At 67.7% G+C, this 26695-nt stretch carries 24 protein-coding genes; 7 read left to right on the top strand and 17 right to left on the bottom strand.

The annotated features are described in order from the left end of the window. Positions 1–7: 7 nt before the first annotated feature. On the bottom strand, positions 8–1000 hold the full coding sequence (locus MRBLWO12_RS03640; RefSeq protein WP_363558514.1) for a stage II sporulation protein M: 993 nt from the start codon (positions 998–1000) through the stop codon (positions 8–10). Between the two features lie 16 nt (positions 1001–1016). Between MRBLWO12_RS03640 and MRBLWO12_RS03635 the strand changes: the two genes are divergently transcribed. Next, the gene (locus MRBLWO12_RS03635; RefSeq protein WP_363552790.1) at positions 1017–1826 is read left to right on the top strand and encodes an RDD family protein; all 810 of its coding nucleotides are present in this window, start codon (positions 1017–1019) and stop codon (positions 1824–1826) included. Between the two features lie 35 nt (positions 1827–1861). On the opposite strand, the gene MRBLWO12_RS03630 is transcribed toward MRBLWO12_RS03635, so the two are convergent. From MRBLWO12_RS03630 to MRBLWO12_RS03615, 4 genes are all read right to left on the bottom strand, one after another. After that, positions 1862–3076: an ABC transporter permease gene (locus MRBLWO12_RS03630; RefSeq protein WP_363552788.1), complete on the bottom strand. Its 1215-nt coding sequence runs from the start codon at positions 3074–3076 to the stop codon at positions 1862–1864. Then, positions 3073–3888, bottom strand: a complete 816-nt coding sequence (locus tag MRBLWO12_RS03625; RefSeq protein ID WP_363552786.1) for an ABC transporter ATP-binding protein — start codon at positions 3886–3888, stop codon at positions 3073–3075. The genes MRBLWO12_RS03630 and MRBLWO12_RS03625 overlap by 4 nt, the downstream gene beginning before the upstream one ends. After that, positions 3885–4811, bottom strand: a complete 927-nt coding sequence (locus MRBLWO12_RS03620) for an efflux RND transporter periplasmic adaptor subunit (protein WP_363552784.1) — start codon at positions 4809–4811, stop codon at positions 3885–3887. The genes MRBLWO12_RS03625 and MRBLWO12_RS03620 overlap by 4 nt, the downstream gene beginning before the upstream one ends. A 98-nt stretch (positions 4812–4909) precedes the next feature. Continuing rightward, on the bottom strand, positions 4910–5116 hold the full coding sequence (locus MRBLWO12_RS03615; protein WP_363552782.1) for a DUF3499 family protein: 207 nt from the start codon (positions 5114–5116) through the stop codon (positions 4910–4912). An 80-nt stretch (positions 5117–5196) separates the two neighbouring features. Between MRBLWO12_RS03615 and MRBLWO12_RS03610 the strand changes: the two genes are divergently transcribed. Continuing rightward, entirely contained in the window at positions 5197–5622 is a 426-nt protein-coding gene (locus MRBLWO12_RS03610; protein WP_363552780.1) for a hypothetical protein, read from the top strand. 27 nt (positions 5623–5649) lie between these two features. Here MRBLWO12_RS03610 and MRBLWO12_RS03605 read toward each other — a convergent pair whose 3' ends face one another. The 4 genes from MRBLWO12_RS03605 to manA form a co-directional block, all read right to left on the bottom strand. Next, positions 5650–7032 (bottom strand): DUF5719 family protein, encoded by a 1383-nt coding sequence (locus MRBLWO12_RS03605; RefSeq protein ID WP_363552778.1) that lies wholly within the window; start codon positions 7030–7032, stop codon positions 5650–5652. Beyond that, positions 7029–10061 carry a glycosyltransferase family 2 protein gene (locus MRBLWO12_RS03600; RefSeq protein WP_363552776.1) on the bottom strand — a complete coding sequence of 1011 codons (3033 nt, stop codon included), beginning with the start codon at positions 10059–10061 and terminating at the stop codon, positions 7029–7031. Before MRBLWO12_RS03600 ends, MRBLWO12_RS03605 begins: the two co-directional genes overlap by 4 nt. Before the next feature lie 121 nt (positions 10062–10182). Then, complete coding sequence (locus tag MRBLWO12_RS03595) at positions 10183–10500, bottom strand: WhiB family transcriptional regulator (protein WP_141872480.1); 318 nt, start codon at positions 10498–10500, stop codon at positions 10183–10185. A 187-nt stretch (positions 10501–10687) separates the two neighbouring features. Beyond that, a complete protein-coding gene (gene manA / locus MRBLWO12_RS03590) occupies positions 10688–11818 on the bottom strand; it encodes a mannose-6-phosphate isomerase, class I (protein WP_363552773.1) in 1131 nt (376 codons plus the stop codon). A 68-nt stretch (positions 11819–11886) separates the two neighbouring features. Here manA and MRBLWO12_RS03585 point away from each other — a divergent pair, with 68 nt between their 5' ends. Together MRBLWO12_RS03585 and MRBLWO12_RS03580 are read left to right on the top strand one after the other, a co-directional pair. Further along, complete coding sequence (locus MRBLWO12_RS03585; RefSeq protein WP_363552771.1) at positions 11887–13302, top strand: O-antigen ligase family protein; 1416 nt, start codon at positions 11887–11889, stop codon at positions 13300–13302. After that, a complete protein-coding gene (locus MRBLWO12_RS03580) occupies positions 13299–14597 on the top strand; it encodes an O-antigen ligase family protein (protein WP_363552769.1) in 1299 nt (432 codons plus the stop codon). Before MRBLWO12_RS03585 ends, MRBLWO12_RS03580 begins: the two co-directional genes overlap by 4 nt. A 44-nt stretch (positions 14598–14641) precedes the next feature. On the opposite strand, the gene galE is transcribed toward MRBLWO12_RS03580, so the two are convergent. Then, the gene (gene galE, locus MRBLWO12_RS03575) at positions 14642–15631 is read right to left on the bottom strand and encodes a UDP-glucose 4-epimerase GalE (RefSeq protein WP_363552767.1); all 990 of its coding nucleotides are present in this window, start codon (positions 15629–15631) and stop codon (positions 14642–14644) included. A gap of 154 nt (positions 15632–15785) precedes the next feature. Here galE and MRBLWO12_RS03570 point away from each other — a divergent pair, with 154 nt between their 5' ends. From MRBLWO12_RS03570 to MRBLWO12_RS03560, 3 genes are read left to right on the top strand one after another with little or no spacing between them, the layout of a single operon-like run. Then, on the top strand, positions 15786–17696 hold the full coding sequence (locus MRBLWO12_RS03570; RefSeq protein WP_363552765.1) for a glycosyltransferase: 1911 nt from the start codon (positions 15786–15788) through the stop codon (positions 17694–17696). Then, positions 17693–18655, top strand: a complete 963-nt coding sequence (locus MRBLWO12_RS03565; RefSeq protein ID WP_363552763.1) for a glycosyltransferase — start codon at positions 17693–17695, stop codon at positions 18653–18655. Before MRBLWO12_RS03570 ends, MRBLWO12_RS03565 begins: the two co-directional genes overlap by 4 nt. Continuing rightward, positions 18652–19245 carry a hypothetical protein gene (locus MRBLWO12_RS03560; RefSeq protein WP_363552761.1) on the top strand — a complete coding sequence of 198 codons (594 nt, stop codon included), beginning with the start codon at positions 18652–18654 and terminating at the stop codon, positions 19243–19245. The genes MRBLWO12_RS03565 and MRBLWO12_RS03560 overlap by 4 nt, the downstream gene beginning before the upstream one ends. A 10-nt stretch (positions 19246–19255) precedes the next feature. On the opposite strand, the gene MRBLWO12_RS03555 is transcribed toward MRBLWO12_RS03560, so the two are convergent. From MRBLWO12_RS03555 to MRBLWO12_RS03525, 7 genes are read right to left on the bottom strand one after another with little or no spacing between them, the layout of a single operon-like run. Continuing rightward, the gene (locus MRBLWO12_RS03555; protein ID WP_363552759.1) at positions 19256–19990 is read right to left on the bottom strand and encodes an ABC transporter ATP-binding protein; all 735 of its coding nucleotides are present in this window, start codon (positions 19988–19990) and stop codon (positions 19256–19258) included. Then, positions 19990–20808: an ABC transporter permease gene (locus tag MRBLWO12_RS03550; protein ID WP_363552757.1), complete on the bottom strand. Its 819-nt coding sequence runs from the start codon at positions 20806–20808 to the stop codon at positions 19990–19992. Before MRBLWO12_RS03550 ends, MRBLWO12_RS03555 begins: the two co-directional genes overlap by 1 nt. A gap of 10 nt (positions 20809–20818) precedes the next feature. Next, a complete protein-coding gene (gene glf, locus MRBLWO12_RS03545) occupies positions 20819–21955 on the bottom strand; it encodes a UDP-galactopyranose mutase (RefSeq protein ID WP_363552755.1) in 1137 nt (378 codons plus the stop codon). A 59-nt stretch (positions 21956–22014) separates the two neighbouring features. Then, the gene (locus MRBLWO12_RS03540; RefSeq protein ID WP_363552753.1) at positions 22015–23319 is read right to left on the bottom strand and encodes a nucleotide sugar dehydrogenase; all 1305 of its coding nucleotides are present in this window, start codon (positions 23317–23319) and stop codon (positions 22015–22017) included. A gap of 47 nt (positions 23320–23366) precedes the next feature. Next, positions 23367–24431 (bottom strand): non-hydrolyzing UDP-N-acetylglucosamine 2-epimerase, encoded by a 1065-nt coding sequence (gene wecB / locus MRBLWO12_RS03535; RefSeq protein ID WP_363552751.1) that lies wholly within the window; start codon positions 24429–24431, stop codon positions 23367–23369. 28 nt (positions 24432–24459) lie between these two features. Next, positions 24460–25638 (bottom strand): hypothetical protein, encoded by a 1179-nt coding sequence (locus tag MRBLWO12_RS03530; protein ID WP_363552749.1) that lies wholly within the window; start codon positions 25636–25638, stop codon positions 24460–24462. Next, complete coding sequence (locus MRBLWO12_RS03525) at positions 25631–26626, bottom strand: glycosyltransferase family 1 protein (RefSeq protein WP_363552747.1); 996 nt, start codon at positions 26624–26626, stop codon at positions 25631–25633. The genes MRBLWO12_RS03530 and MRBLWO12_RS03525 overlap by 8 nt, the downstream gene beginning before the upstream one ends. Positions 26627–26695: the final 69 nt, after the last annotated feature.

Here is a 26695-nt window from a genome sequence, read left to right as displayed (position 1 = left end):
GCCCGTTTCAGCCGGCGACCAGTCGCGGAGTCCCCGCCTCGTACTCGATCAGGTCGCCGGTCTCGCCGCGCCGATAGGCCCGTCCGCCGATCACCACCATGTAGATGAGGAAGATCGCGAGCGCGGCGGCACCGATGCCGATCTTCACGGGCCACGGGAGTGCCCAGCCGGTCACGAATCCTTCGACGAGCCCGGCGAGGAACAGTGCGAAGACGAGGCCGATCGCCACAGTCGCCAGGGCGCGCCCCTCCGTCGCCAGTGCCTCGCCGCGCGAGCGATGTCCCGGGGCGACCCAGGCCCAGAAGACTCGAAGGCCGGCGGCGGCCGCGACGAAGATGCACGTCATCTCCAGCATCCCGTGCGGGAGCACGTACAGCACCATGACGTCTGCGCGATCGTGGGCGGCCATGACGGCGCCCGAGACTCCCAGCCCCATCGCGTTCTGCACGAGCATGTAGATCGGCCAGATGCCGGTCACTCCGAAGAGCACGCACTGCATCGCGATCCAGGCGTTGTTGGTCCACACCATGCCCATGAACACGGCGGCGGGGTTCTCGGTGTAGTAGCCGGTGAAGCTCTCGTCGGCGTACTGCTCCAGCGCATCCGGCTCCCCGAGCGTCGCGACCAGGGCAGGGTCGTTCGCGATCCAGGCAGCGGTGCCGACCGCGACCGCGATGAAGCCGAGCGCGATGATGAGCGTCAGCCAACGCACTCGGTAGAGAGCGGCGGGCAGCTGGGAGGTGAAGAACCGACCGGTCTGCGTGAGGATGTTGTCGGAAGCACCCGTCAGCCGCAGCCGCGCGCGGACCAGGATGGTCGACAGGTACGCGCCCTGCGGTGAATCGCCCACGGAGGTCTTCAGCTCGGCGAGGTCCGCCGACGCCGCACGGTATCGCACGATGAGCTCATCGACGCCGTGACCGTCGAGCCGGGCACGGCTGAGATCGTCCAACCGCTGCCACTCGGCACGGCGTGCATCCGTCAGCGCATCAGCATCCACCTGATTTACTGTACTCATGTCCACGCCGATCGATACCTCCGATGAGGTGCTCTCCGGAGAAGCCGTCGCGATCGATGTGCAGCCCATCGGTTTCCTGCTGCGCGCACTCGGAGCCCTCATCGACATGCTGCTCGGCTTCGCGGTCTTCATCCTGTGGATCTTCCTGCGCATCTGGCTCATCGACGCCGGAGTGCTCGACGAGGCGACCGATCGGATCGCGACCGTCTCGGCGCTCGTCGTGAGCTTCGTCGTGCTGCCGATCACGATGGAGGTCGCGTTGAAGGGCCGCAGTCTCGGCAAGCTCGCCGTGGGCGGCCGCATCGTGCGCGTCGACGGTGGTGCAGCCGGGTTCCGACACGCCTTCATCCGCGCGCTGCTCGGAGTCCTGGAGATCTACATGACCTTCGGTGGTCTCGCGGTGCTCACCGGCGCCTTCAACGCCCGTTCGCAGCGCCTCGGAGACCTTGTCGCCGGCACCTACAGCCAGCGCGTGCGCACTCCGCAGCTGGTGTCTCACGTGCCGGCGATGCCGGCCGGGCTGCACGAGTGGGCGCGGATCGCCGATGTCGCGCGCATGCCCGACCGCCTCGCACGTCGCATCTCACAGTTCCTGCAGAGCGCCCCGCGCATGGTCCCTGCGGCACGCGAACGGGTGGCACGCGATCTGCTCACCGAAGCCGCGCCCTTCGTCTCCCCCATACCCGCGGCCCCGCCGGAGCACGTGCTGATCGGCATCACCGTGCTGCGCCGCGAGCGCGAGAGGCGGGCGCTCGAGAACGCCGACAGCCGCGCCGAGAAGCTCACGGGTCGCCGCGTCGGAGTGTGACCCGGGGATCCGCCCGTGAGGACGGACCCGCCGAGTCAGAAGCGGATCGCGTCGATCACCTTCACACGCAGAGCGAAGAGTGCCGGGATGAAGCCTGACACGGCCCCCACGATCACCGACGCCACCAGGCCGACCAGTGCGGCGCGCATCGGGAACGGCGGAACGTCCTGGATGCCGTAGAACAGTGACGTCACCACCCAGTCGGAGCGCAGGATCGCCACCACGATCGCGATCCCGACCACTCCCGCCACCGTCGTGGCCACCAGGCTCTCCAGGAAGACGGAGAAGAAGACGCGGCCCGAGGTCGCCCCGAAAGCACGACGCACACCGATCTCGCGCACCCGCTGCCGCATCGCCACCAATTGGATGTTGATGAGGCTGAGCGCTCCGAGAGCCAGGATCAACGCGGCGATACCGCCGGTGATCATCTCGAACGTCGCCTGCACGTCGAGCGCTCCCGGCTGCGCTGCCCAGTCAGAACGGCTGACCGAGACGGTCTGCCCCTCCGGCAGTCCCGCTCGCAGGTCCATCGCCAGCACGGGGCCGATCTCGTCCGCCTGGTCGGCTCCGACCCAGACCTCGTACTGCGGCCACGCGCGTTCCGGCAGCGCGTCGACACGCGAACGGTACGCGTCGTAGAGCAGATCGACGCGAAGCTCCTCGTCTCCGGTTCCCTGCCTCGGCACGACGCCGACCACCTGGTAGGTGCCCCCTGCCCCGCCTGTGAGCGACAGCGTCGGATGCTGGGCGAGCGGCGTCCGTCCGATCCGGTCCCAGAGCGCCTCCGTGATCACCACCGGCGGTGCGAGCGCCTCGAGATCCGCATCGACGAACCAGCGTCCGTCCAGCAGCACCTCGCGATGGATCTGCGGGTACAGGGGGTCGATCAGCCGCGCGCCGACGTCGGTGACGCCGTCCGGCAACTGCACGCTCTGCATCATGCCCCCGACGATGCGGCCGGTGTGACTGAATCCGAACCGCTCCGATACACGGGCGAACCGCTCGTCGAAATCGTCGAAGTCGACCGGTGTGCCGTCCTCGTTGGCGACCGTGACCACGATCGTCGCCGCCCGTCCGCCGAAGCGGTCGGACTGCTCGGTCTGGAACTGCCGCTGGTACTCCGAGATCGCGACGACCGCGGTGAGGGCGCCGACCGAGACCGCGATGCCGATCAGGCTCAGCAGCACCCGGAGCTTGTGGACACGGATCTCCGCCCAGGCGTCGGACAGCGCGCCGAGGAACCCGCTCATGCGCCCACGCCGTTCGCGGCAGGCAACGGCGGAAGTACCGCGGGAGCGTGGGACGTGGGAGCAGCTGCAGCCGGCTCAGAGGCGGCCGGCACGGCTGCCGACAGCGTCGACGCTTCGAAGGCCCGGCGCAGATCAGCTTCCTCCAGCCGCCCCGCATCCAGCCGGTAGTGCCTGCGCGCCCTGGCGGCGACGTGGAGGTCGTGCGTGATGGTCACCAGCGCCGCATCGGTCTCGGTGGCGACCTCGTCGAGGAGCGACATCACAGACGCCCCCGTCTCGATGTCGAGGGCGCCTGTCGGCTCGTCTGCGAGGATCAGCACGGGCTTGCGAACGAGAGCTCGCGCGATGGCGACGCGCTGCTGCTCGCCGCCGGAGAGCCGGTCGGCGATCTGCTCGATGCGATGGCCGAGACCGACCCGTTCGAGCATGTCGGCCGCGATCTGCCGCCGGTTCCAGAACAGACGCCCTTTGGCATGGCCGAGCGGCATCATCACGTTGTCGAGCGCCGTGCGCCCCGGCAGCAGGTTGAACTGCTGGAACACGAAGCCGACGTTGTCGCCGCGCACACGGTCGAGGCGTCCGGAGCGCATCTTGCGCACCTCTCGTCCTTCGAAGGACACGGTGCCCGACGTCGGGGCGTCCAGCATCCCGAGGATGTTGAGCAGCGTCGACTTGCCGGAGCCCGAACGCCCGACGATCGAGACATGGTCGCCGGCGCCGACGGACAGACTGATCCCGCGCAGGATGTCCAGGCGCGAGTCATCGGCGAGGAGGACGCTCTTCTCGACGTCCTCCAGAGCGACGAGCGTCACCAGCTCATCCCGCTGTCGCACTGTTCGACGCCCGGGGACACCTCGTAGCAGAACTCCTCCACCGGTGCCACGAACCCGGGGACGAACTGGCGGATGCTGTCCCCCTCGGCGAGCCCTTCGGTGACCTCCACCATCGCACCGTCGTTCACACCGAGCGTGACTGCGCGCTTCTCCGGCTCTGTCCCATCACCCGCATCGACCCAGACATTCCCGGACCCGGCACCGCCCTGCACCGCGGTGACCGGCACCACGAGCGCATCCTCGACCTGCCCCAGTGCGAGATCCATGGTCGCGGGAAGACCCGCGAACACGGTCTGATCCGTCGGGATGGCGCAGCGGACGCTCGCCGTGCCCTCGGCGGTGACCTGCACACGTACGCCGGTGCAGGTGAACGGAGCGGGGCCACCGGTCACCGTGACGGTGCCCTCGGTGGGGGCGTTGACCAGCCGGTACAGTTGCACGGGCTCGACGGTCGCGAGCAGGTGGTAGCGCGCGGGCGTCAACTTGTAGATCTCGGTGCCCACCGACGTCATCTGGCCCTTCACGAGCGCGATCTCCGAGACGTCTCCCGCTTCCGGCGCGAGGATGTCGATGTCCTTGCGTGGATCGTCCTGACGCACGGTGAACAGCTTCTGGCCGGCCGCGACCGTCGCCCCTTCGCCGACGTGCACGGCGAGCACGGTGCCATTGATCTCACCGCGCACAGCGACCACCTCGTCACGGGCGATGTTGCCGCTCAACGACAACGCGTTGACGACGGCGCCTCGCTCGACGGCCACGACCGGGTCGGTGATGCCGGCCTCCGGACTCACGATGCTCTCGACCCGATCGGGGAAGAAGGCGATCTTCACCAACGCGGCAGCACTCGCCCCGAGAATGATGACGAGGAGCAGGGGGAAGATCCAGCGACGCCAGACGATCACGACAGCCTTTCCTGGCGCGCCGCCGTGGCACGTCCGCCGTCAGGATACCCAGGCGGCGATACGGTATCGCCCGCGCGCGCCGCGTGTCGAGGAAGGGCTCAGGCGCGCAGTGCCTCGTGACGTACGACGAGCCACCCGGCGGGTACCGAGAGTCGCTCCGCGTGCGGGGCGCACAGATCATGTGCGTGCGGGTGCTGCGCGAGCCCCAGCGGTCCGAGCGCGGCCATCTGGTCGCCGTAGTCATAGGTGAGGGTCGCGACGGCTTCCCGCGCGCACCCGACCTTCGAGCAGAGTCGTCCGTTCATCACGGCCAGCGTACGTCGAAGGAACACGGCAGACCGGATGCCGCGCCGCGCCCGCCTGCCTCAGCGCCTAGACTTTCGACATGCCTCGTCGACGCAGTGCCCCCTCCGCCGCCCCGCGGCGTGGCGCGCGCCATGGCCGTCATGGTCGCCTCGGACGCAGCGAAGTGGTGCGCCCGCCGCTGGCACCGTTGGACGGCCGGATCGACCGTTTCGATCTGACCGTCGGGACCGCCGTCGAGTTCCTTCGCGGCACCTGGCCGGAGCTGCAGGACGTGCGCTTCGAGATCGGTGCCATGCCGGGCTTCGACACCGCTGAGGAGGTGCCTCGGTGGTATCTGGACCGGGAGCAGCGCCGCATCGTGCTCTTCCGCCTGCCCATCGAACGACTGCTCCCTCCGGGGCACGACGACAACGCTCACCGTCGCATGGCCATCGAGAGTGCAGTGTTCCGCGCCGCCGCAGAGTACGTCGGCCGCGAGCCCTGGGACCTCGGCCACGACCACTGACATCCCGCAGCCGTCGCGATCCGCGGATCAGGGGTAGACGGTGATGCTCTGCGCGGCTCCGGCGCTCGGCTGCACAGGCCACCCTGCGAGTCGGCCGTCGGCGCTCATCGTCACAGCGGCGTGCACCGTGCCGGAGGTGCGCAGCAGATAGTTCGTCCGAGTCGTCACCGCGGTATCGACGGAACCGTCCGCTGGAACGGTGATGTCCGTGGTCGGCCCGCCGTCTGTGGGTTCGAGCGTGATCGTGACGTCCGAATCCGTGTCGTTGAGCAGGTGCAGTCGCGGTGCCGGCCCCGCAGGAACGGCCAGGAGAACGTCGGCGTCGATCTCGGGCGCGGGGGTCATCCAGGAGAAGTCGGAGCCGCGCACGAGGCCGTCCTGCTGCCGGATCGCCGAGACGATCGGCGCATCCGCATCGATCTGCACGCTGTACGATCCGGGCGTCAGGCCGCTGAGCGACACCTGTGCCGGCTCCCCCGCTACGAGCGACACCGTGAATTCGTTCGCCACCGTGTTCGATCCGGCTGCACGAACGGTCACACGCGCCTGCGCCGCATCCTCCGGCGAGAGCATCCGGAGCACGGTCATCTCTGCGTCGTCGCCGTCGGCGGCAAAAGCCTGCACACCGGCGAACACGGGATGGAGCTGCGGTCCGGGCACGGCATCCTGGAGATCGACTCCTGCGGGGTCCAGAGTGCGCACGAGCGAGGACTGGAGCACGGCGCGCACCGGCGCACCATCAGCAGTGACCTGCACGACGGGAAACGAGTTCCCTGCCGCGATCGATGTGACGGGGAGCGCGACCTGCGTCTGCGCCGGGACGATCACCGTGCGACTGCTGCGACTCGTGCCGTACACGGACAGGGTCACGGTCGACGGCACCTCCGCCGCGTTGGTGAGCACGATCAGATCAGAGGCCCCGGTGTCCACGGTTCCACCGACGAGCCAGGACTCCAGCCGGGGCGTCCCGCACGGCAACGCGGCGAAGCCGCTCATGTCTTCCGCGGAGACGATGGCGGACTCGGACGCAGCGACCAGCGGCGCTGTCCGATCCTCGACGGCACCAGTGATCGTGCGCACCTCGCCGGCACCGGCGAGATCGGGCACCTGCAACGTGGCTATCGTCGGCGCGCCGGACGTGCCGTCGACGGTGAGGCTCGGAGTCGCTGCCGAGACCATGCTCAACGGGTCGACGGAGTTTCGCCCGAGAGCTCGGAGGTCGCCGTTGCACACCAGCAGGCTGTCACCGGGCAAGGGAGTCACCTCCACCTGCGCCGGATCGTGCGTCACCTCGGGCCAGGGTGCATGGATCGCGCTCACGACGCCGATCACGCAGGCCACCGCGACAGCCGCCCCGGTGACAAGGCGGGCGCCGGTCGCTGCGACGCGAACCGTTCGAGTGGTGCTCATCGCTCCTCCTCCGCGTCGCGCTCCTGATGCAATCCGTCGGCTTCCGCGGAGGTCTCGTCCGGCAGGGTCTCGTCCGGCGGCACGGTCTCCTCCGGCGCTGTGCTCTCCGGCGCTGCGGTCTCGTCGGGATGCCCGAGATCCGCCGGCGGTGCGATCGTCTCCGGCGGCGCGATGGTCGTGTCCTCGTCGACGTGCAGGTCCTCCGCGTGCCGCGGCAGGACCAGCGGTTCTTCGGGGGCGCGTCCGACGATGCGCGACTGCGCGCGCGCGGCGCGACGTGAGGCCCTCGTGGGTACCGACAGCAGCAGCGCGGCGAGGATCGCCATCAGCTGCACGGTGATCACGAGCCTCGCGGTCCCCTGCTGAGCGCTGCTGAGAGCGGTGCGTTCGGACACATCGGCCTCCACACGCCAGAGCACTCCGCGTTCCGTCGTCCCCGCATGCACGAATCCGGCCCTCTGGTCGATCGACGAGATGGCGGATGTGCGCAGTGCACGCGCTTTGTCGCCCTCTCCGCCGTCCCGCTGCGCCAGAAGCACATAGGAGATGCCCTGCGCCGCCAGCTCGCCCGGTGCATCGAAGTCGCGCGCCGAGAGCAGATCGACCGACAGCACCGAGATGTCTGCACCTTGCGGTTCCGTCGCCGTCGACATCATCGTGCTCTGTGCCCCGAGCGTCTCACTCTCGCCCCACACCACGTCGACTGCGAGACCGCCGTCATTCTGGGCCGTGAGCACCAGGGTCCCGACGGGACCTTCCGACGCGGCCTGCGCTGCGACATACGCCGGCAGCGTCGACTGCGGACCGTTCGTGAGCGCGGAGCGATCGGTGTGGAACGCCGTCAGAGCGGGGACCGCACAGATGACCAGTGCCAGTGCGGATGCCGTCGTCGCGGCGACACGCAGCCGCGGAAGAGTGATCGCGGTGTCGAGCGTGACGAGTGCCGCGCCGACGACACCGAGCCACGCGAGGCTCAGCCCGGCGCCGGGCCAGATGGCCACGGGCGCACCCTGCGTGAAGCTCACCGTGATCCCCACGGCCAGGAAGGCCGTGGCGAGACCGGACGCGGCGACGACGAGCATCGTGATACCGGCGCGCCATCGTGGGGCGATCGCAGCGGCCAGCGCGAGCAGCGCTACCGGAGCGCAGAGCAGTGCGGCCCACTGCCCGATCGGGAGCAGCGGGAACTGCATCCATCCGGCCAGATCGGGCGTGGGGAATCCCGTCGCGATCGCCAGCCGTCCCGCGGCATCCGGCGTGGCGGCGCTGGAGACGACAAGTCCGGGGTCTGCGAGCAGCGACAGCGGCGTGCCGTGCGCGAACTGCCAGAACACCAGCGGAGCGAAGAGCAGCAGAGTGGGAACCGGCAGCCAGAGGAGTCGTCCCGCTCCGCGGAACTGTGCCGTCCCGAGCGTGATGCCGATAGCGATCACGCACAACAGCGCGAGGGCCGGTGCCAACGATGGAGCGCAGGCGACGACGGCGGCGAGCAGCAGTGACGCCGCTCCGGCGGCTCCCCAGGACCGGTGAGCGACGACGGCGCTGTGGAACAGCCATGGCAGCAGCAGATGCACGAGAACGGCAGACGGGCGCCCCTCGACGAGCGCGGTGAGGAATGTCGGAGCGAGCGCCCACGCGACACCGGCGAAGATCCGCAGACCGGCGCGGTCCGTGACGCGAGTGGCAGCGAACCACCCGCCGAGCACTGCGAGCGGCAGAGCCAGGATCCAGAGGAGCACGAGCGAGAAGGACGGGCCGGCAGGCCACAGCGACCCCAACAGAGCGACGACCGCCGCATACGGGTCCGCGGGGCCGATCACCCCGAGACCGATCCCCCGCACTCCCCACGCGGCGTCAGCCCAGAGTGCGGCGACGGTGTCGCGGAGCGGCAGAATCCCCCCGCCGCCGAGCACCGGCCAGGCGAGGAGGGTCGTGAACGCAGCGATGCTGACGGCGAGTGCGGCGAGCACCGCCCATGCTCCACCACCGGAGAAGAAGCGCAGCTCGCTGACGGCACCACCCTCACTGCCGTGACCGTCGTCCAGTCGTCGGCGCAGTTCGGAACCGGTCACCCTGAGGGGGGCGATGCTCGCCCATGTCGATGTCCGGAACGACCGGATCCGTGCTCGAGAGCGCGCAACGGAAGGAAGGCGGGCCATGGCCGTGAGGGCGGCGCCCCACTCGGGGAGGACCGACTCGGGACGTTTGCCGATCAGGTGGGTGATCGATCGCCACAGAGCCAGCGGGAGCAATGTGAGCCAGTGCAGCGCGACCGCGGCGGCCGGCGCATAGGCCAGCCGGCGATGAAGCTGCGCGAGTCGGGTGACGTAGGCGCGCCGCGCGCGACCGTTCGGGAGTGTGGCGGGTCCGTCCGGCCCGACAGACACGCGCGCGCTCGGAGCGAGCACGACGCGCCCACCGCCCAGACGCGCTCGCACTCCGAGGTCGAGGCCTTCGTCCGCCCCCGCCAGCGCGGGGTCCGGACGCAGCGCATCGCGCACCTCGGAACGGATCAGCACGCCGCGAATATCGGATCCGAGTGCGTCATCCGCCCCGTCGTGCTGTCCCTGATCGAGTTCCCCGGCCGCGAGTTCGACGGTTCGTCCCAGTGCGGTCATACTGACGCCCAGCGACACGATCTCTCGATCGTTGTCGGTCGCGACGAGCTTCGGCGCGATGATCGCCGCAGAGGGGGAGCGTTCGAGCATCCCGGTCAGGCGCTCCAAAGCCCTGGTGTGCGGAGCCGTGTCCTGCGCGAGCAACCAGATCGCCGATCCCTCGGCGACGCGTGGCCGTGCCAGTTCGATCGCTTCCGCGAAGGAGGTGGTGCTGCGCGCCTCGATGATCCCCTCGACCGTGCGGGCGACCGCTTCACTCTCACGCACCGAGGCGGCGTCCCCGCAGATCACGAGCGTCACCGCGGAGACCGGAGTCGACTGGGAGCGCAGCGCTTCCAGTGTGCGGAGAAGCTGCGCGCGGGAGGAGGATCCGGCGCGCGCGACGATGATGGCGTGAACTCGGGCTGGCATGACGTCGTCAGCCTATGCGCGGGTCAGCGAGCGCGGAGGCACCGCACGCGGCGCGCCCGCGAAGCCGTGTCGACGATATCGGGCGCACTCTGAGGCGCCGCGCATCGAGGGAGCTGTGCGCTCAGCTCGCGCGGCGCTTGAGCTTGCGGCGCTCGCGCTCCGAGAGGCCGCCCCAGATACCGAAGCGCTCATCGTTGTTCAACGCATACTCGAGGCATTCGCCACGGACATCGCACGATGTGCAGATCCGCTTCGCGTCACGCGTCGATCCGCCCTTCTCGGGGAAGAACGCTTCAGGGTCCGTCTGCGAGCAGAGCGCTTCGCTCTGCCAACCGAGAGCGGTGTCGTCCTCGGAGTCCGGCTTGCGGACGCCGGGCACTCCGAGGTTGATCGGATCGACGAACCAGTTCTCCGGTACGTCTGAACGGTATCCCGTCATCTCGATCTCCCAACCCTGTCTCCGCCCCCCGGCGGGCCGTGCATACCTAATTACACCCGTGTCATTCGCTGCGGTCAAGTCGCGGATAGTAAACCCTCAATCATCTCTTGAAGGTTCTTGACGACGCATCGGCGTGTCGCCGCGATTCGTCTCGACACGACACGCCCGGCCGGCGCGGCAGCGCGATTCAGCGACCGGGCGCAGCGATGAACGCCTCGCCCACTCCGCTCAGGCGCAGCTCGGGTTCATCCGCAGACACGAACGCGGCGGTCCCCACCGGTACGGTGCGCACCGTGCCCGACTCGGTCTCGACCGCGACATCGCCGGCCGTCGCGAGCACCATGGTGGGCCCGGTGACCGCTCGCACCACGGGCTCGCCCGTCAACGTCACGCGGTCGAGCGCGAAGTCGGCGACCGGCACCGGGTACGAGGTGATGGCACCATCGGACGCGGGCCGCAGCACCGGCACCTCCGACGGCACCGAGTCCACGATCGACAGCAGCTCGGCCACGTCGATGCGCTTGGGCGTGAGACCTCCACGCAGCACGTTGTCGCTCGCCGCCATGATCTCCACCCCGAGCCCTTCGAGGTACGCATGCAGGAGGCCGGCACGGAGGAAGAGTCCTTCGCCGCGGCGCAGGACGACGTGGTTCATCAGCAGAGCGACCACGACACCGGGGTCCCCCGGGTACGTGCGGGCCACGCCGGCGATGGCCTGGATCGTGGCGTCCCACTCCCCCGCATCCGCACGCTCCGCTGCGGCGGCGATCGAGGCGATGATGTCGTCCACCTGCCACTGCACCGTGCCGCTCAGCAGCCAGCTGAGTGTGTCGCGGAGCACATCCGCGTCACCGGTCAGATGAGCGCGGAGCTCCGCCACGCCTTCACTGTCGCCGAGCGCCTCGAGCAGGGATAGCGTCTCGGAGACCGGACGCAATCCGCTCAGGGACTGGAACGTCTCACTCAGCGCGACGATCAGCTCCGGCTTGTGATTGTCGTCACGGTAGTTGCGCGTCGGATCGTCGAGAGCCTTCCCGCTCTCTGCGGCCCATCCCTGCTGCGCCTGAGCGATCGTGGGATGCACCTGGATCGAGAGCGGCTGAGCGGCCGCGAGCAGCTTCAGCAGGTAGGGAAGAGTACCGCCGGTGATCTCGTCCAGAGTGCCGTCGCCATCGACGTCGGCCGGGTCACCCGGGTGATCCCCGAACCACACTTCCGCCTCCGGCGCCCCGGAGGGCGAGCGCCCCTCCAGCTCGGCCAGGAGGGAGGCCGAGCCCCAGGCGTAGTCACGGGGGGCGTTGGTCAGACTCAGCAGCATGCCCCCAGCGTAGAGCTGGTCAGCCATGTTCAGCGACGCGCCGGGTGCGGCGCGGTAGCCTGAACGCGATGGCTCAGTACACCAAGCATCCGGTCGCGGCCCGGCCCACCGCACCCGAACGCGAATCGACGGGGCATCTCTTGCTGCGCGGTTACGCGATCCTGGTGCTGATCGTGACCTTCGCGCACTCGGCCGTCTACAACCTCCTCGGCCAGGACGGTGCCGGGGTCGTGCTGGCCGTCTTCACCCTCGCGACGGTCGCCATCGGCGTGCCCATGCTCGCCCGCAAGCGCCCGCAGCCGTTCCGCTGGCGTCGCCTGCCGTGGACCGCACTGGGCTACGTGACCCTCGCGCTGATCTCCGTCGCGTGGTCGCAGTGGCGAGTGCCGACCCTGGTCACGTGGGTCCTGCTCGCCGCAGTGACGGTGAATGCGCTCTTCCTCGTGCATGTGCTCACCTGGAACGAGATCATCCGCGCGCTCTCGTCCGCGTTCAAGTGGATCCTGGGCCTGTCGCTCGCACTCGAGCTGTGGGTGTCGTTGGTCCTGCATGGACCGCTGCTGCCGAACTTCCTCACGCTGCCGGACGGCAAGATCGATCCGCAGTGGTATTGGGTGCGCGACAACCTGTTCGACGGCGGACGCATCCAGGGGATCGTCGGCAACGCGAATCTGCTCGCCATCATCTCCCTGTTCGCGATCATCACCTTCGGAGTGCTGTTCGCCGCGCGAGCCCGGTGGCGCACCACTCTCGCCCTGTGGATTCTGCTCGCTGCGTACTTCCTCCTCCGCACATCGTCGGCGACGGCCTTCGTGTGCGCCGCAGCCGTGGTCGTGGTCCTGGTGGTCGCGCTCGCGATGCGTCGGGCGCGCACCCCCGGCGCACGCACCAGGGTCTACACGATCGCGATCGGCACCACCGTCATCGGCGGCGCCGCGGTCTGGGTGCTCCGCGAACCCCTCTTCGCCCTGCTGGGACGCAGCGCGGACCTCACCGGCCGCTCCGAGAAGATCTGGACCAAGGTTCTCGAGCGGGCGAGCGAGCATCCGTTCTTCGGCAATGGTTTCTCCAGCCCCTGGATCCCCTCGGACCCCGCATTCGACGGCTGGATCACGGACCACGGCATCACCGTCTTCCACGCGCACAACATGTGGCTCGACGTGTTCATGCAGCTCGGTGCGCTCGGAGTCGCGCTGATGGCCATCGCCTACCTGAGTCTGCTCTGGCGTGCCTGGTTCTTCGCGGTCGACCGTCCCCGGTGGGATCTGAACTCCCGTCGGGCGTACTCCCCGCTCACTCTCCTTCCCAGCCTGTTCACGGTCGTCCTCCTCGTGCAGGGGCTCTCCGAGTCCACGCCGATCATGCTGTGGGGATGGATGCTGCTGGTGCTGCTGTCCTTCAAGCTGAAGTCGGTCCCCCTGGTCGGCGTCGGCGAGCGGGATCTCGTGTTCGAACGCGGCACACGACCGCGGCGCGTCCCGTGACGCCGGCGTATCGCCTCGCCCGGCTGCTCGGCTCCGTGGAGATGGCCCGCGCCTTCACTCTCGCGGTGCTCGGCGCGGTGTTCGGGTCGTTCGCGGTCGAGCAGATGACGTCCGCGGTCACGCTCGCGACGATCATCGCCATCCTGTGCGTGCTGGGCGCCGCGATCCTCTGGGTGCGCCGCGATGAGCTGTCCCCCCTGCGGATCGCCCCCTCGTCGCTGTTCGCCTTCCTCGGCTGGGCGCTGGTCAGCCTGGTGTGGACCACCGATCGGTCGGAGACGTTCTTCGGCTGGATGTCGCTGTTCGGCTTCGCCTTCCTGGCGCTGACGGTCGGCCACATTCGAGACACCTTGCAGACCGTCCGCGCCATCGGCGACACCCTGCGCGTGCTGCTCACGGTGTCGTTGGGCATCGAGATCCTGTCCGGCATCCTGTTGGACGTGCCGTTCACCTTCTTGGGCATCCAGGGGAATCTGGCCGAGGGCGGCCCGATCCAGGGCATCTTCGGCAGCCGGAACATGCTGGGATTCATCGCGGTGCTCGCCCTCATCACGTTCGTGATCGAATGGCGGACGCAGTCGGTGAACGCGCCGAGGGCCGTCGCCTCGATCGCGCTGGCCGGCGCCCTGGCCTTCCTCTCCGCATCACCGACCGTACTGGTGCTCGCCGCCGCGGTCGGTGTCGTCACCGCAGCGCTCACCATCGTGCGACACGCCTCTGCGGAGCGCCGCAACCTGGTGCAGTGGGTACTCGGCATCCTGGTGGCGCTCGCCCTGACAGTGGCGTTCGCCCTGCGACACCAGATCATCGCCCTCCTCGACGCCGGATCCGACTTCTCGCTCCGCGGCGACCTGTGGAACACGATCCTCGACTTCGTCGCGCTGAAACCGATCGAGGGGTGGGGGTGGTTCGGTGCGTGGGCGCGCGGCGAGTACCCCTTCACGTACATCAACTTCCAGCTGGACGATCATCACCAGAGCGCCCTGAACGCGTTTTTCGACGTCCTCCTCCAGCTGGGCACCGCGGGGCTCGTGCTGTTCCTCCTGCTGGGCGGAGTGGCGTTGATCCGGTCCTGGCTCGTCGCGAGCGTGCGCCGCTCTGTCGTCTACGCATGGACGCCGATCACCCTGGTCACCCTTGCCGTCGACTCGATGTTCGAGAGCTTCACCCTGGTCGGGGCCGGCTGGTTCATGCTCGTGCTGTGCGCCCTGCGTGCGGGCCAGTCGCGCTCGTGGCGCGAGAACATCGATGCCGCGCAGACGGGCGCCATCCCGACGTTGCGCCCGCAGAGCTGAGCCGCCCGGCCGCGGTCACGATGCCGCTCCCGAGCGCGGGCGCATCAGTCCAGAGTGCGGAGCGTGGCCGCCCAGGCGAGCGCGTCCCGCACACCGTCGTCGACGGATCGCTCTGCACGCCAGTCGAGCACGTCTGCCGCTCGGTCCACGATCGCGAAGGCACCGGCCTGGTCTCCCGGCCGACGGGCGGTCTCCACGACCGGCAGTGCCTCACCGGTGACGCGTTCGAACGCCGCGACGAGCTCGCGCACCGTCACGCCGTCACCCGTTCCGATGTTGATGACCTGGTAGGGCTCGTCCTCGGGCGCGACGTCGTCGAACCGCTGCACCGCGGCGACATGTGCGAGCGCGAGATCCCAGACGTGGATGTAGTCACGCAGCCCTGAACCGTCCCTGGTCGCCCAGTCGGTGCCGGTGATCGAGAACGGCTCGTTCGCCGCCTTCGCCCGCATGATCATCCCGAGAGCGTGCGATGGGGTCGGGTTCTGCAGGCCCGTGCGCAGCTGGGGGTCGGCCCCGATGGGGTTGAAGTAGCGCAGCGCGATCGCGCGGAAGTCTCCCGCGGTCGCCGCATCGTGGAGGATCTGCTCCACCATGGCCTTGGTCGTGGCGTAGGGGCTCGAGGGGGCGAGCACGCCTGACTCGTCGACTCCCGCGCCGCTCTCCCCCGCGTACACCGCGGCGGACGAGCTGAACACGATGCGTCCGACGCCGGCATCTCGCAGACTCTGCAGCAGGACGATGGTCTTGCCCACGTTCGCGTCGTAATAGCCCAGCGGATCCACGACGGATTCCGGCACGACGATCCGCGCTGCGCAGTGGATGACCGCGTCGATGTCCGGATGCTCCGAGAGCACTGTGGCCACGAGCTCGCGGTCCGCGATGTCGCCGACGTAAAGATTGCGTCCCTCACCGAATGCCCGCCGACCTGTGGACAGATCGTCGATCAGCACGGTGTCGATTCCCGCCTCGATGCATGCGGTTGCGACTGTGGATCCGATGTAGCCGGCTCCGCCGGTGATCAATACCTTCATCGCGGTCATCCTATCGCGGAGCCTCCGTGGAACGCGGGCGGCCTCGCCTCTCCGCAGATCCGAAGGTGGCGGGCGGTAGGCTACTCTCTGCTCGTCGAGTCCACTGCCTCCTGCGAAAGCGGCAGTCGGTGCAACAACATCGGAGAATCTCCCCGTGGTCCACGTCCTGCAGAATGTCGTCTTCCCGCTTGATCGCGACCCCGATCTACTGCCGCTTTATGCCGACCCCGAGACGTGGTCGGTGATCGAGGGCGAACCTGTCCGCGTGTCCAATCGTGCCCACCTCGGCAACATCCTGGGACGGCATCGCGCTCGGATCATCGCGGGTCGCCGCGTGTCGCTCGGCACCTACTTCAACGCGTTTCCAGCGTCGTACTGGCAGCACTGGACCAGCGTGCGTCGAATCCGCCTCACCGTACGCACCACGGGTCCCGCGACGATCCTCGTATATCGGTCGAACGGTTCCGGCATCCGCCAGCGCGTCGCGACGAGAGAGGTCACGGGCGAATCCTCGGCATCATTCGACCTGGAGCTCACCCAGTACAGCGACGGCGGCTGGATCTGGTTTGACATAGTCGCGGACGAGAAGCATGCGGTACTCGAAGGCGCCGAGTGGACGACTGAGCAGGAGCCCGCCCGCACAGGCAAGGCCTCACTCGGAATCACGACCTACAACAAGCCGGACTACTGTGTGGAGACACTGCGCGCGCTCGCGGCGTCACCGGACGCGCTCGAGTTTGTCGACCGCATCTTCCTGATCGACCAGGGCACCCAGACCGTCGCCGACCAGGACGGCTATGACGAGGTCGCCGCCGACCTCGGCGAGACCCTTCAGGTGATCCGCCAGGCCAACCTCGGAGGCTCTGGAGGGTTCGCGCGCGCGATGCACGAGACCCTGCAGCGTCCCGAGAGCGACTTCGTGCAGTTGCTCGATGATGACGTCCGGCTGGAGCCGGAGTCCCTGCGCCGTTCGATCGTCTTCGGGCAGTACGCCACGACACCTGTGCTCGTCGGCGGTCACATGTTCGACCTGCTCGACCGCCCCAAGCTGCACGGATGGGCAGAGGTCGTCGACGAGGCGCCGTTCATGTGGCGCAACCTTTACCAGGAGAAGATGCCGCACGACTTCGGCGTCGCGAACCTCCGGCAGTCGACGCTGCTGCACATGCGCATGGACGCCGACTACAACGGGTGGTGGATGTGTCTGATCCCCCTTGCCGCGATCCGCGAGGTCGGCCTCTCTCTGCCCGCATTCATCAAGTGGGATGACGCCGAGTTCTGCCTGCGCGCCGGGGAAGCGGGATTCCCCACGGTATCGATGCCCGGCGTCGCCCTTTGGCACGTCTCCTGGGTCAACAAGGACGACACGATCGACTGGCAGGCGTACTTCCATGCCCGCAATCGCATCGTCGCCGGACTTCTTCACTCGAACGCCCCGCGCGGCGGGCGCTTGCTGACGCACAGTCGACGGGTCGACCTCAAGCACCTGATGATGATGCAGTACTACCCCGTGGCTCTGCGCGCCATGGCGCTGCGCGACGTGCTGTCCGGCCCGCTGCACCTGCGCAGGAATATCGGCACCGCGATGCCCGCCGCCCGTGCCCTCGCCGCGGATTTCCCCGAAACCGTGGTGCATCGCGACCCGTCCGCCGTGCTGCATTCGCGCCGCGGACGCCAGGTGTACAAGCAGATGACTCCGAACGAGCTGGACACCCCCACCGGATTCGCGTTGCGCCGATTCACGCTGTCGACCCTGCTCTCGCACTGGCTACATGAACCTCGTCCGGAAAACGTCACCCAGCCCGAGGTCGAGTTCGGCAAGGAAGACGCGCACTGGTGGCGAGTTCCTGCGTTCGACAGCGCTCTGGTGAGCGCCGCGGACGGCTCCGGGAAGAACATCTACACCCGCGACCGCCGCAAGTATCGGCAGATGCTGCGAGAGTCGATCCGACTACATGGCGAGCTCCGCCGCCGCTGGCCAGAACTCCAGAGGCAGTACCGTGACGCGCTTCCCGAGCTCGTCTCCCCCCAGTCTTGGCAGCAGATCTTCGAGGAGAAGGCATGACCGCGGCACCCGCTGCATTCGATCCGACCGCGGCGACGATCGTGATCGTCACCTTCAACCGCTCGCATCTGCTCACCGGACTGCTGACGAGCATCACGGACATGGACCCGAAACCTGGCCGTGTCGTGATCATCGACAACGCCTCGGCGGACGACACCACAGAGGTCGTAGAGTCCTTCCGGGAGCGACTCGGCACCGAGATCGTCTATCGACGTCTCGAGACGAACACCGGTGGCTCCGGAGGATTCAGCGAAGGCATGCGCACCGCGTACGAGCTCGGATCCGAGTGGATCTGGATGATGGACGACGACGTCGAAGTGCTCCCCGACGGTCTGGCCAGGATGGGCAAGTGGGCCCCCCGCTTCAAGAGCATCCAAGGACGGCGCTACGACTACGACGGCAGTGAGTTCTACTGGCAGTACCGCATCGCCGAGCGCATGGGTATCCCGATTCCCTTCGCCCCGGCCGGTTTCGATGAGTCCGGGTACAAGGAGATGAACAGCGGGTGCTTCGAGGGCATGTTCATCCACCGCTCGATCGTGCAGCAGATCGGTCTACCCGACCCGCGGTTCTTCATCTACTGGGATGACCAGATGTACGGCTGGCTGGCCTCGCGAAGGACGACCGCCGTCATCGTGGACGAGTTCGTCCTCCGCCGCACCCGCGAGATCAAGCAGTGGGACATGGGCGTGCGCCACATGAACGCATCGAGCAACGCCTACCGCTTCTACATCATGCGCAATCGTGCTTTCATCAAGCAGTACTACCGCGCACACGGCGTCCACAACCCGGTGTTGTTCGGCCTGGGCACGACGGCGACCTTCTTCAAGGAGCTGATCCGCCTGGTGTTCGTCGAGCGGACGGTGCGCGGGACCAGCAACCTGTTCCGCGGCATCCGCGAAGGCGGCAAGCTCGGTCGGGACCGCACCTGGCAGCCCATGGCACCCCTGGAGGCATGATCGTGAGCGACCCGCAGCCCGAACTCCGCTGGGCACCCATCCCTCCGGCACCGCGGCACCGCGGGCGGATGTGGCTGATCATCGGTCTCATCGTGGCTGCGGTCGTCATCGTGGGTCTGGTGCTGTTCTTCGTGCTGCCCCGCGGTACCGCGCCCGAGCCGGGCACCAGCTCGACGCCGACGCCCTCCCCCTCGTCGAGCACCACACCGACGCCGACACCCACACCCACCTCCACGGAGACGTCGGCACCGGTCGTGACCCCGCCTCCGGTCGTCGATCCGACCATCGAGGCGTTCCGCGGTCAGGTGAGCGGATGGCTCAACGATGCGCTGCGCGGTCTGGACATCGTCGCCGGTGCGAGCGGCCAGGATGCTCTTCCTGTGGTCGACAGCCTGCAGCAGGACGCGCAACGGTTGTCGGACGCGCAGGCGCCGGCGTCGATCGCGGAGGCATGGCGGGATGACCTCGAAATCTACAGCCAGCGCCTCTCTGACCTCCGTTCAGCCGTCTCCGCGGGCTCGGGCGTCTCGGGGGCCGTCGACGCCGCCCGCGCGGCCGCGCAGGACCTGCGGACCCTGGTCGGGCTCTGAGCCCGACCGATCAGCCGGCGTAGTCGCCGTTGTACCGGTCGAGGACCTCGGCGATCGGTGCATCCAGCACGAGAGCGCCCTTGTCGAGATACAGTCCCCGCGTGCAGAAGCGACGGAGATCGCGTTCGTTGTGGCTGACGAAGAACAGGGTGCGCCCCTCGGCGAGCAACTCGTCTATGCGGGTGTAGCACTTCTCCCGGAAGGCCTTGTCACCGACAGCGAGCACCTCGTCGACCAGGAGAATCGGCTCGTCGAGCTGCGACACGACCGAGAACGCAAGACGCACCTTCATGCCGTTGGAGAGGTGCTTGTACGGCGTCTCCTCGAAGCCGTGGAGTTCGGCGAACTCGATGATGCTGTCGTATCGACGCGACACCTCGTCACGAGACATGCCGTGCAGGCCGGCCGTCAGACGGACGTTCTCGCGGACGGTCAGATCTCCGACGAAACCGCCGGTGATCTCGATCAGAGGCGCGACCCCGCCGTTGACGGAGACGGTCCCCGCGTCCGGCAGCAGCACTTTGGCCACGAGGCGGAGGAGCGTGGACTTGCCCTGCCCGTTGCGTCCGACGACGCCGATCGACTCTCCCGACTGCACAGTGAAGGAGACGTCTCGGAGCGCCCAGAACTCGCCAGGCCGGGACCTCCGCGACGCTCCGCCGAACAGGTCCTTGAAGCTGCGACTGCCTCGTCTGTTACGTCGGAAATGGACGCCGAGTCCCTGCACTTCGATCGCCGCCGACATCACAGCTCCTTCAGCACGGGACGCTCGAGCCGGCGGAATGCCCAGACTCCGAGCGCGAGGATCGCCAGGCTCATCACGACGCTGATCACGAGCGTGAACAGATTCCACTGGTCGGGGAAGAACGCCATCCGGTACAGCATGAAGATCCCGGCGAGGGGGTTGAAAGCCCCGAGCGTCTGGGCGATTCCGGGAAGGTCCGTGACGTTGTAGATGATGGGGGTCGCGTAGAACATCGCCCGCAGGATCAACGCCGTGGTCCGCTCGAGGTCGACGTACATGACACAGAGCGGCGCGATGAGCAGTCCCAGCCCGACCAGCAGGATCGCCTGCAACAGCATCGCCACCGGCATCCACAGGATCCCCCAGCCGACCTGGACGACGTTGTCGGGATTCGTCTCCATCAGCAGGCTGATCACGATGAACAGCACGAGCACGGGGAGCGAGAACAGGTACTCGATCCCCTTGCTCAGCACGATCCGGTTCACCCAGATCGTGCGCGGGATCGCGGTCGATCGCACCAATCTCGCGTCCTTCTTGAAGGCACGCGTGAAGTCGCTCACAGACGAGTTGAACCACACCCACGGCAGCAGGGCGCTGATGAGGAACACGATGTACGGCTCCTCGCCCACGTCCCGGTGGAACACCTGCGTGAAGACGAACCAGTAGATCAGGCTCATCACCAGCGGGTCGAGCACCGACCAGACGTAGCCCAGCATGCTGGTCGCGTAGCGGACCTTGAGGTCGCGGGCGGAGAGAAGCCACAGAGAATGCAGATATCTACGGGGCGTCCCCGGTGCCCCGACCGCAGTGTGACTCACAGTGTCGAGTCTACGAGAGTGTGTTGTTCCAGAGCGACAGCGCCGAGCCGATGGCCATGTGCATGTCGAGGTACTGGTACGTGCCGAGGCGGCCGCCGAAGTGCACGTCCTTCTCGCCCTTCGCGAGCTCGCGGTAGGCCAGCAGCCCGTCGCGGTCGGTCGGCGTGTTCACGGGATAGTACGGCTCGTCCTCGCGTGTGGCGAACCGGGAGAACTCGCGCATGATCACGGTCTTGTCGGACTCGTAGATGTCCTTGCGCTCCGGGTGGAAGTGCTTGAACTCGTGGATGCGCGTGTAGGGCACGTCCATGTCGGGGTAGTTCATGACACTGGTGCCCTGGAAGTCACCGACGTTCAGCACCTCCTGCTCGAAGTCCAGCGTGCGCCAGCTCAGCGCGCCTTCGGTGTAGTCGAAGTAGCGGTCGACGGGCCCGGTGTAGACCACGGGCAGCTGTCCGACGGTGGCCTTCCGGTTCAGCGGCTGCGACTCGTCGAAGTAGTCGACCTCGAGCTTGACCTCGATGTTCGGGTGATCCGCCATCCGCTCGATCCACGCGGTGTACCCGTCGGTCGGCAGACCTTCCCAGGTGTCGTTGAAGTAGCGGTTGTCGTAGGTGTAGCGCACGGGAAGACGGCTGATGATGTCGCCCGACAGCTTGTGCGGGTCGGTCTGCCACTGCTTGGCCGTGTAGTCGCGGAAGAACGCCTCGAACAGCGGGCGACCGACGAGCGCGATGCCCTTCTCCTCGAAGTTCGCCGCCGTCTTCGCGTCGAACTCCCCCGCCTGCTCCTTGACCAGCGCCCGCGCCTGCTCCGGCGTGTAGGCGGACTGGAAGAACTGGTTGATCGTGCCGAGGTTCACCGGCATCGGGAACACGGTGCCCTTGTGCGTCGTGTAGACGCGGTGCACGTAGTTCGTGAACGACGTGAAGCGGTTCACGTACTCCCACACGGTCGCGTTCGAGGTGTGGAAGAGGTGCGCACCGTAACGATGGACCTCGATCCCCGTCTCGGGCTCAGCCTCGCTGTAAGCGTTGCCGCCGATGTGGTGGCGGCGGTCGATGACGGTGACTTTGCGGCCCGCTTCTGCAGCGCGCTCAGCAATGGTGAGGCCGAAGAAACCCGACCCGACGACGAGAAGATCCATAGCCCCAATCGTATCGGCGATCACCTGTGAGCTTCAGCCGAGCCGGACCGTTCGTGCCGTCACAATCCGCTGGCGGGGGTGCCCACCACCAGACGAGGAGTGCCTGCCCAGCGGTCCGCGTCTGTAGCAGCGCGACCATCGACGAGCAGCCTTATCCCGGGGAGCTGCGCGGGCGCAAGCTCACGGTAGCCCGCGTGATCGGTCTGGACGATGGCGATATCGACGTCCTCCCCCAAGGAGTAGGGCACGAATCCGAGGCTCTGCAGCTCCTGATCGGTGTAGAGCGGATCGTGCACGCGCACCACAGCGCCGCGCTGCTCGAGAGCGGCGACCGTGGGGAAGACACCGGAGAATGCGGTCTCCTTGACACCGCCACGGTATGCCGCACCGAGCACCACGGCCTGCAGCCCCGACAGGTCTCCGAGCATGCCGGCCGCCTGGGCGACCAGGCGCTCGGGCATCGACTCGTTGAACTCCCGTGCCGTGCGGACGATATTCGCATCAGGGTCGGTCGAGAGGTACAACTTCGGGTACACGGGGATGCAATGGCCGCCGACGGCGATGCCGGGGCGATGGATGTGGCTGAAGACCTGAGAATTGCAGGCCTCGATCACCTGGTACACATCGATGCCATTCGCTCCCGCGAAGAGCGCGAACTGATTAGCGAGACCGATGTTCACGTCACGGTAGGTGGTCTCGGCGAGCTTAGCCATCTCGGCGGCCTCCGCGCTGCCCAGGTCCCACACGCCGTTCGCACGGGAGAGATCAGGTCGCTCGTCAAACTCGAGCACGGCCTCGTAGAACTCGGTCGCACGACGAGCACCCTCCGCGGACAGGCCTCCGATCAGCTTCGGGTACTTGCGGAGGTCCGCGAAGATACGGCCGGAGAATACACGCTCCGGGGAGAAGACGACGTGGAAATCCTCTCCTTCGGTCAGACCCGAAATCCGCTCGATCATGGGCTTCCAACGACCGCGAGTGACACCGACGGGGAGAGTCGTCTCGTACGACACGAGAGTCCCCGGTGTAAGGTGCGCTGCGAGCGATGCGGTCGCCTGGTCCATCCAGCCGTACTCCGGCTCGGCAGTCTCCTCGTTGACGAAGAGCGGCACCACGACCACGACCGCATCCGCGGACGGAATCGCCTCGGCGTAGTCCGTGGTCGCGCGCAGTCGTCCCGCAACGGTCTCAGCCGTCAGCCGTTCCTGCAGCTCTGCTTCTCCGGGGAACGGCTCCACACCACGATTCACGAGGTCTACGAGACCGGCGTTCACATCGACGCCGATCACTTCGTGGCCCTGGCCTGCGAACTGGAGTGCGAGGGGGAGCCCGATCTTTCCGAGGGCCACGACGGCAATGCGCATGATCGCCAGTATATCTAGGCCAGACGGGCCCCTCTCCGCCGAGAGGATCAGGTCCGTTCAGTCAGGACCGCGATCACTCTCCCCGCGGCCTGTCCGTCGCCGTATGGCGCGTCCTCCGTCGCCGGCGGACGCGGCCGCGTCACCCCGGACGAGATCTCCGCCGCCGTGTTCGCGAGCACGTTCCACCCCAGATCGATCGTCTCGACCCACTCCGTCTCGGTGCGCACGGTCGTGCACGGCACCCGCAAGAGGAATGCCTCCTTCTGGAGTCCTCCGGAGTCGGTGACCACTCCGGCACTCGACGCGGCGGCCGCGATCAGCTCGGGGTACGCCAGCGGCGAGCGCGAGATGAGCGCCCCCTGGGTGAGGTCGATCCCGTGTGCGGCAGCCTTGGCGACGACACGCGGGTGGGCGAGCAGGATCACCGGCTTGTCGAGCCCCGCCAGCGCGCTGACCACCTGCTGCAGCCGCGCGGGGTCATCGGTGTTCTCAGCGCGGTGGATGGTCGCGAGGTAGTAACCTCCTTCACTCAACCCGAACTCCTCCAGGAGTCCCGAACTGGCTTCCGCGACCCGATCACGCACGTCGAACAGCACATCCGTCATGACGTCGCCGACAAGCACTGTCCGCTCGGCCAGTCCCTCGCGCTCGAGGTGCTCGACGGCGACCTGCGTCGGAGCCAGGAGCAGATCGGCCGCGTGGTCTGTCATCACGCGGTTGTGTTCCTCCGGCATCCGGCGGTTGAAGCTGCGCAGTCCCGCCTCGAGGTGCGCGACGGGGATGTGCATCTTCACGGCGCTCAGCGCTGCGGCAACGGTGGAGTTCGTGTCGCCGTAGACGAGCACCCAGTCAGGTCGGTGCTCGTCGAACACCGCATCGAGGGCTGAGAGCATCGCGCCCGTCTGCACGCCATGCGACCCGCTTCCGACCCCCAGATGCACGTCGGGAGCACCGATCCCGAGGTCGTCGAAGAACACGTCGGAGAGCATCGGATCATAGTGCTGACCGGTGTGCACGATGACGTGCTCGACACCGGCCGCCTTCGCGGCGTGGTGGATCGGGGCGAGCTTGACGAACTGCGGTCGCGCGCCTACCACGCTGATGATCTTCACAGGTTCTCCTCTATGCAGCGAATGGGATTCAGGAGTCGAGGAACGGCCGCAACGCTTCAGCCGACATGGTGCCATCGTGGACGACGCGGACGAACGCAGGCCCTTCTGCGGCCGTCGCCGCGAAGCGCGCACGCTCCGCCGCGACCTCACGCAGCACCCCCTCGAGCTCGGATGCGCGCGACTGCACGACGGGGAGCGTCCTGCCGCTCAACCGACGCACGGCTTCTCTTGTGTCGTCGGCGACGTGGCTCACGACCAGCCGTCCCGCCGCCAGTGCCTCGCACACCGCGACGCCGTAGGCACCGGCCAGGAACTGGTCGAGCACCACATCCGCGCTGCCGACGACCTCCGGCATCCGCTCCGCGGGTATCCCGTGGAGCTCGGTGTACTCCACGATGCCCTCATCGTGCAGACGCCGCATGGTGTCGGCGATCGCGTGGCTGCCCTTCAGGCTGGCCCGGGATGGTGCATGTACGACGCGCAGCGGACCATCACCTGTCAGTACGGGGCGAGACGCCGCATCCGCCCATCGCCGCGGATCGACGACGACAGGGAGCCACGTCGCGCCGGGAGCGTACGACAGAAGATCAGGGGTGGAGACGAACACCGGGATCCCGGCGCTCTCCGCGAGACGCGCGTGCGAAGCCGCGATCTCCTCAAGCACGGATGTCCCGGGATATGCATCGCCGTGAAATGGCGAGTCGACCTCCCGCGCTGCGTGCGCGCTCGGGAGCCGGATGTCGCTGCCGTGCCAGACGAACGCCACGCGGATGCCCGCCGCCTGCAGCTCGCGCACCAGAGCGATCGGGTCGCCGTCGATTTCGAAGAGATGTCGGCCGGACTCGATCAGCACGTGAGTGAAGCCGCGGAGTATCCCCCGGCGCTGCGCACGGCGCCAGCGGTCATTGCCGATCAGCGCCGTCGCGGGGATCAGATGATCGGCCGTGAATCCGAAGACGTCATCGCCACCGCGGAACATCGCACTCGCCGCGGCGACATCGCTCAGCCTCTCAGACGCACGCGCCCACGCGTACCCCTGACCGGCGGAGTTCACCGGCGCGATCAGCAGACGGCGCCGGGCATCGCCCACTGCGGTCACCCCCGTCTGCTGGAACTGGCGGACGTGCCCAGGGAGCACGTATCCTGCGACCGCGTCGGGGACGACCCTCTGCGCGAACCGATAGGCGCGCGCGGCGATGTCAGGCACGACCGTCCGACGAGGAGACGATCTCCTCCACGGCCTTCGCCCACACCTCCACCTGACGCTCGGACGAGAGTGGGTCGGCCGCGCGCATCGCCGCCTGCTTGAAGCCGTCGACGACCTCAGGGGTGAGTGCGTCGATCGCCGCCGCTATCGACACCGGATCGAAGTCCTCCGTCACCACTCCGATCCCGTGCTCCCGGACGATCCGCGCCATCTCGATCGACGGCCCGACGATGATCCCGAGCCTCGCCTGGACGTAGTCGAAGAACTTGTTCGGCAGCGCCATCACGTTGTTCGTGCTCACGGGCTGCAGGATGTGGATTCCCATGTCGTACTCATTGAGGGTCTCGATGAGAACCGATTGCGACACAGGATCGTGCACGGTGATTCGCGGCCCGAGTTCTTCGGCGAGGGCCACGAACTCCGCACGCTCCTTCTCGGGGTGCCACGTCAAGTAGAGGTCGAAAGTGACCTCCACCGGCGAGGCGGCGACGGCGCGCATGATCTCGCCGAGGCTGCGCTCGTGGAAAGGGTTGCCGCTGTGCACGAGCCGGATCGCCGAGCCGACAGGGCGGTAGGGCAGGTCACGGAGGTACGTGGAGTTCGTGACCACACCGGGATGGACGCCGTACTCGTGATAGCGCTTCGCGATCTCTCCGCCGACAGTTGTGGACGAGTGCGCCTGCGACACGAGTTTCTTCGTCATCCACGACCAGTAGCGCTGATGCCTCCGTCCCAAGGCCGAGTCCTCGAAGCCCATGTCGGGGAAAAACTCGTGGAGATCGGCATGCACGCGGTCGGCGCCGAAGAGCTGGCACGCCACTCCCACCGTCTCAGCGTCGTTGGCGATCACAGCGTCGAACCGGCGCCCGCGGAGAAGGTGCGTCGTCTCGACGACTCCGGCGGACTGGAAATACATCCGCCGGAACCATTCAGTACGGTGAGCGACCTCGTCCAGCACCCTGGTGACGATGTCCTGGCGCGGCGTCATATTGCCGCGGATTTGGACATGACTCACACTGGGGTGCGGCGACGGTCCCGGCGAGCAGGTCGTGACGTC

This window comes from Microbacterium sp. LWO12-1.2, assembly GCF_040675875.1.
GTDB lineage: Bacteria > Actinomycetota > Actinomycetes > Actinomycetales > Microbacteriaceae > Microbacterium.
This window is presented reverse-complemented; position numbering and strand designations above follow the sequence as displayed.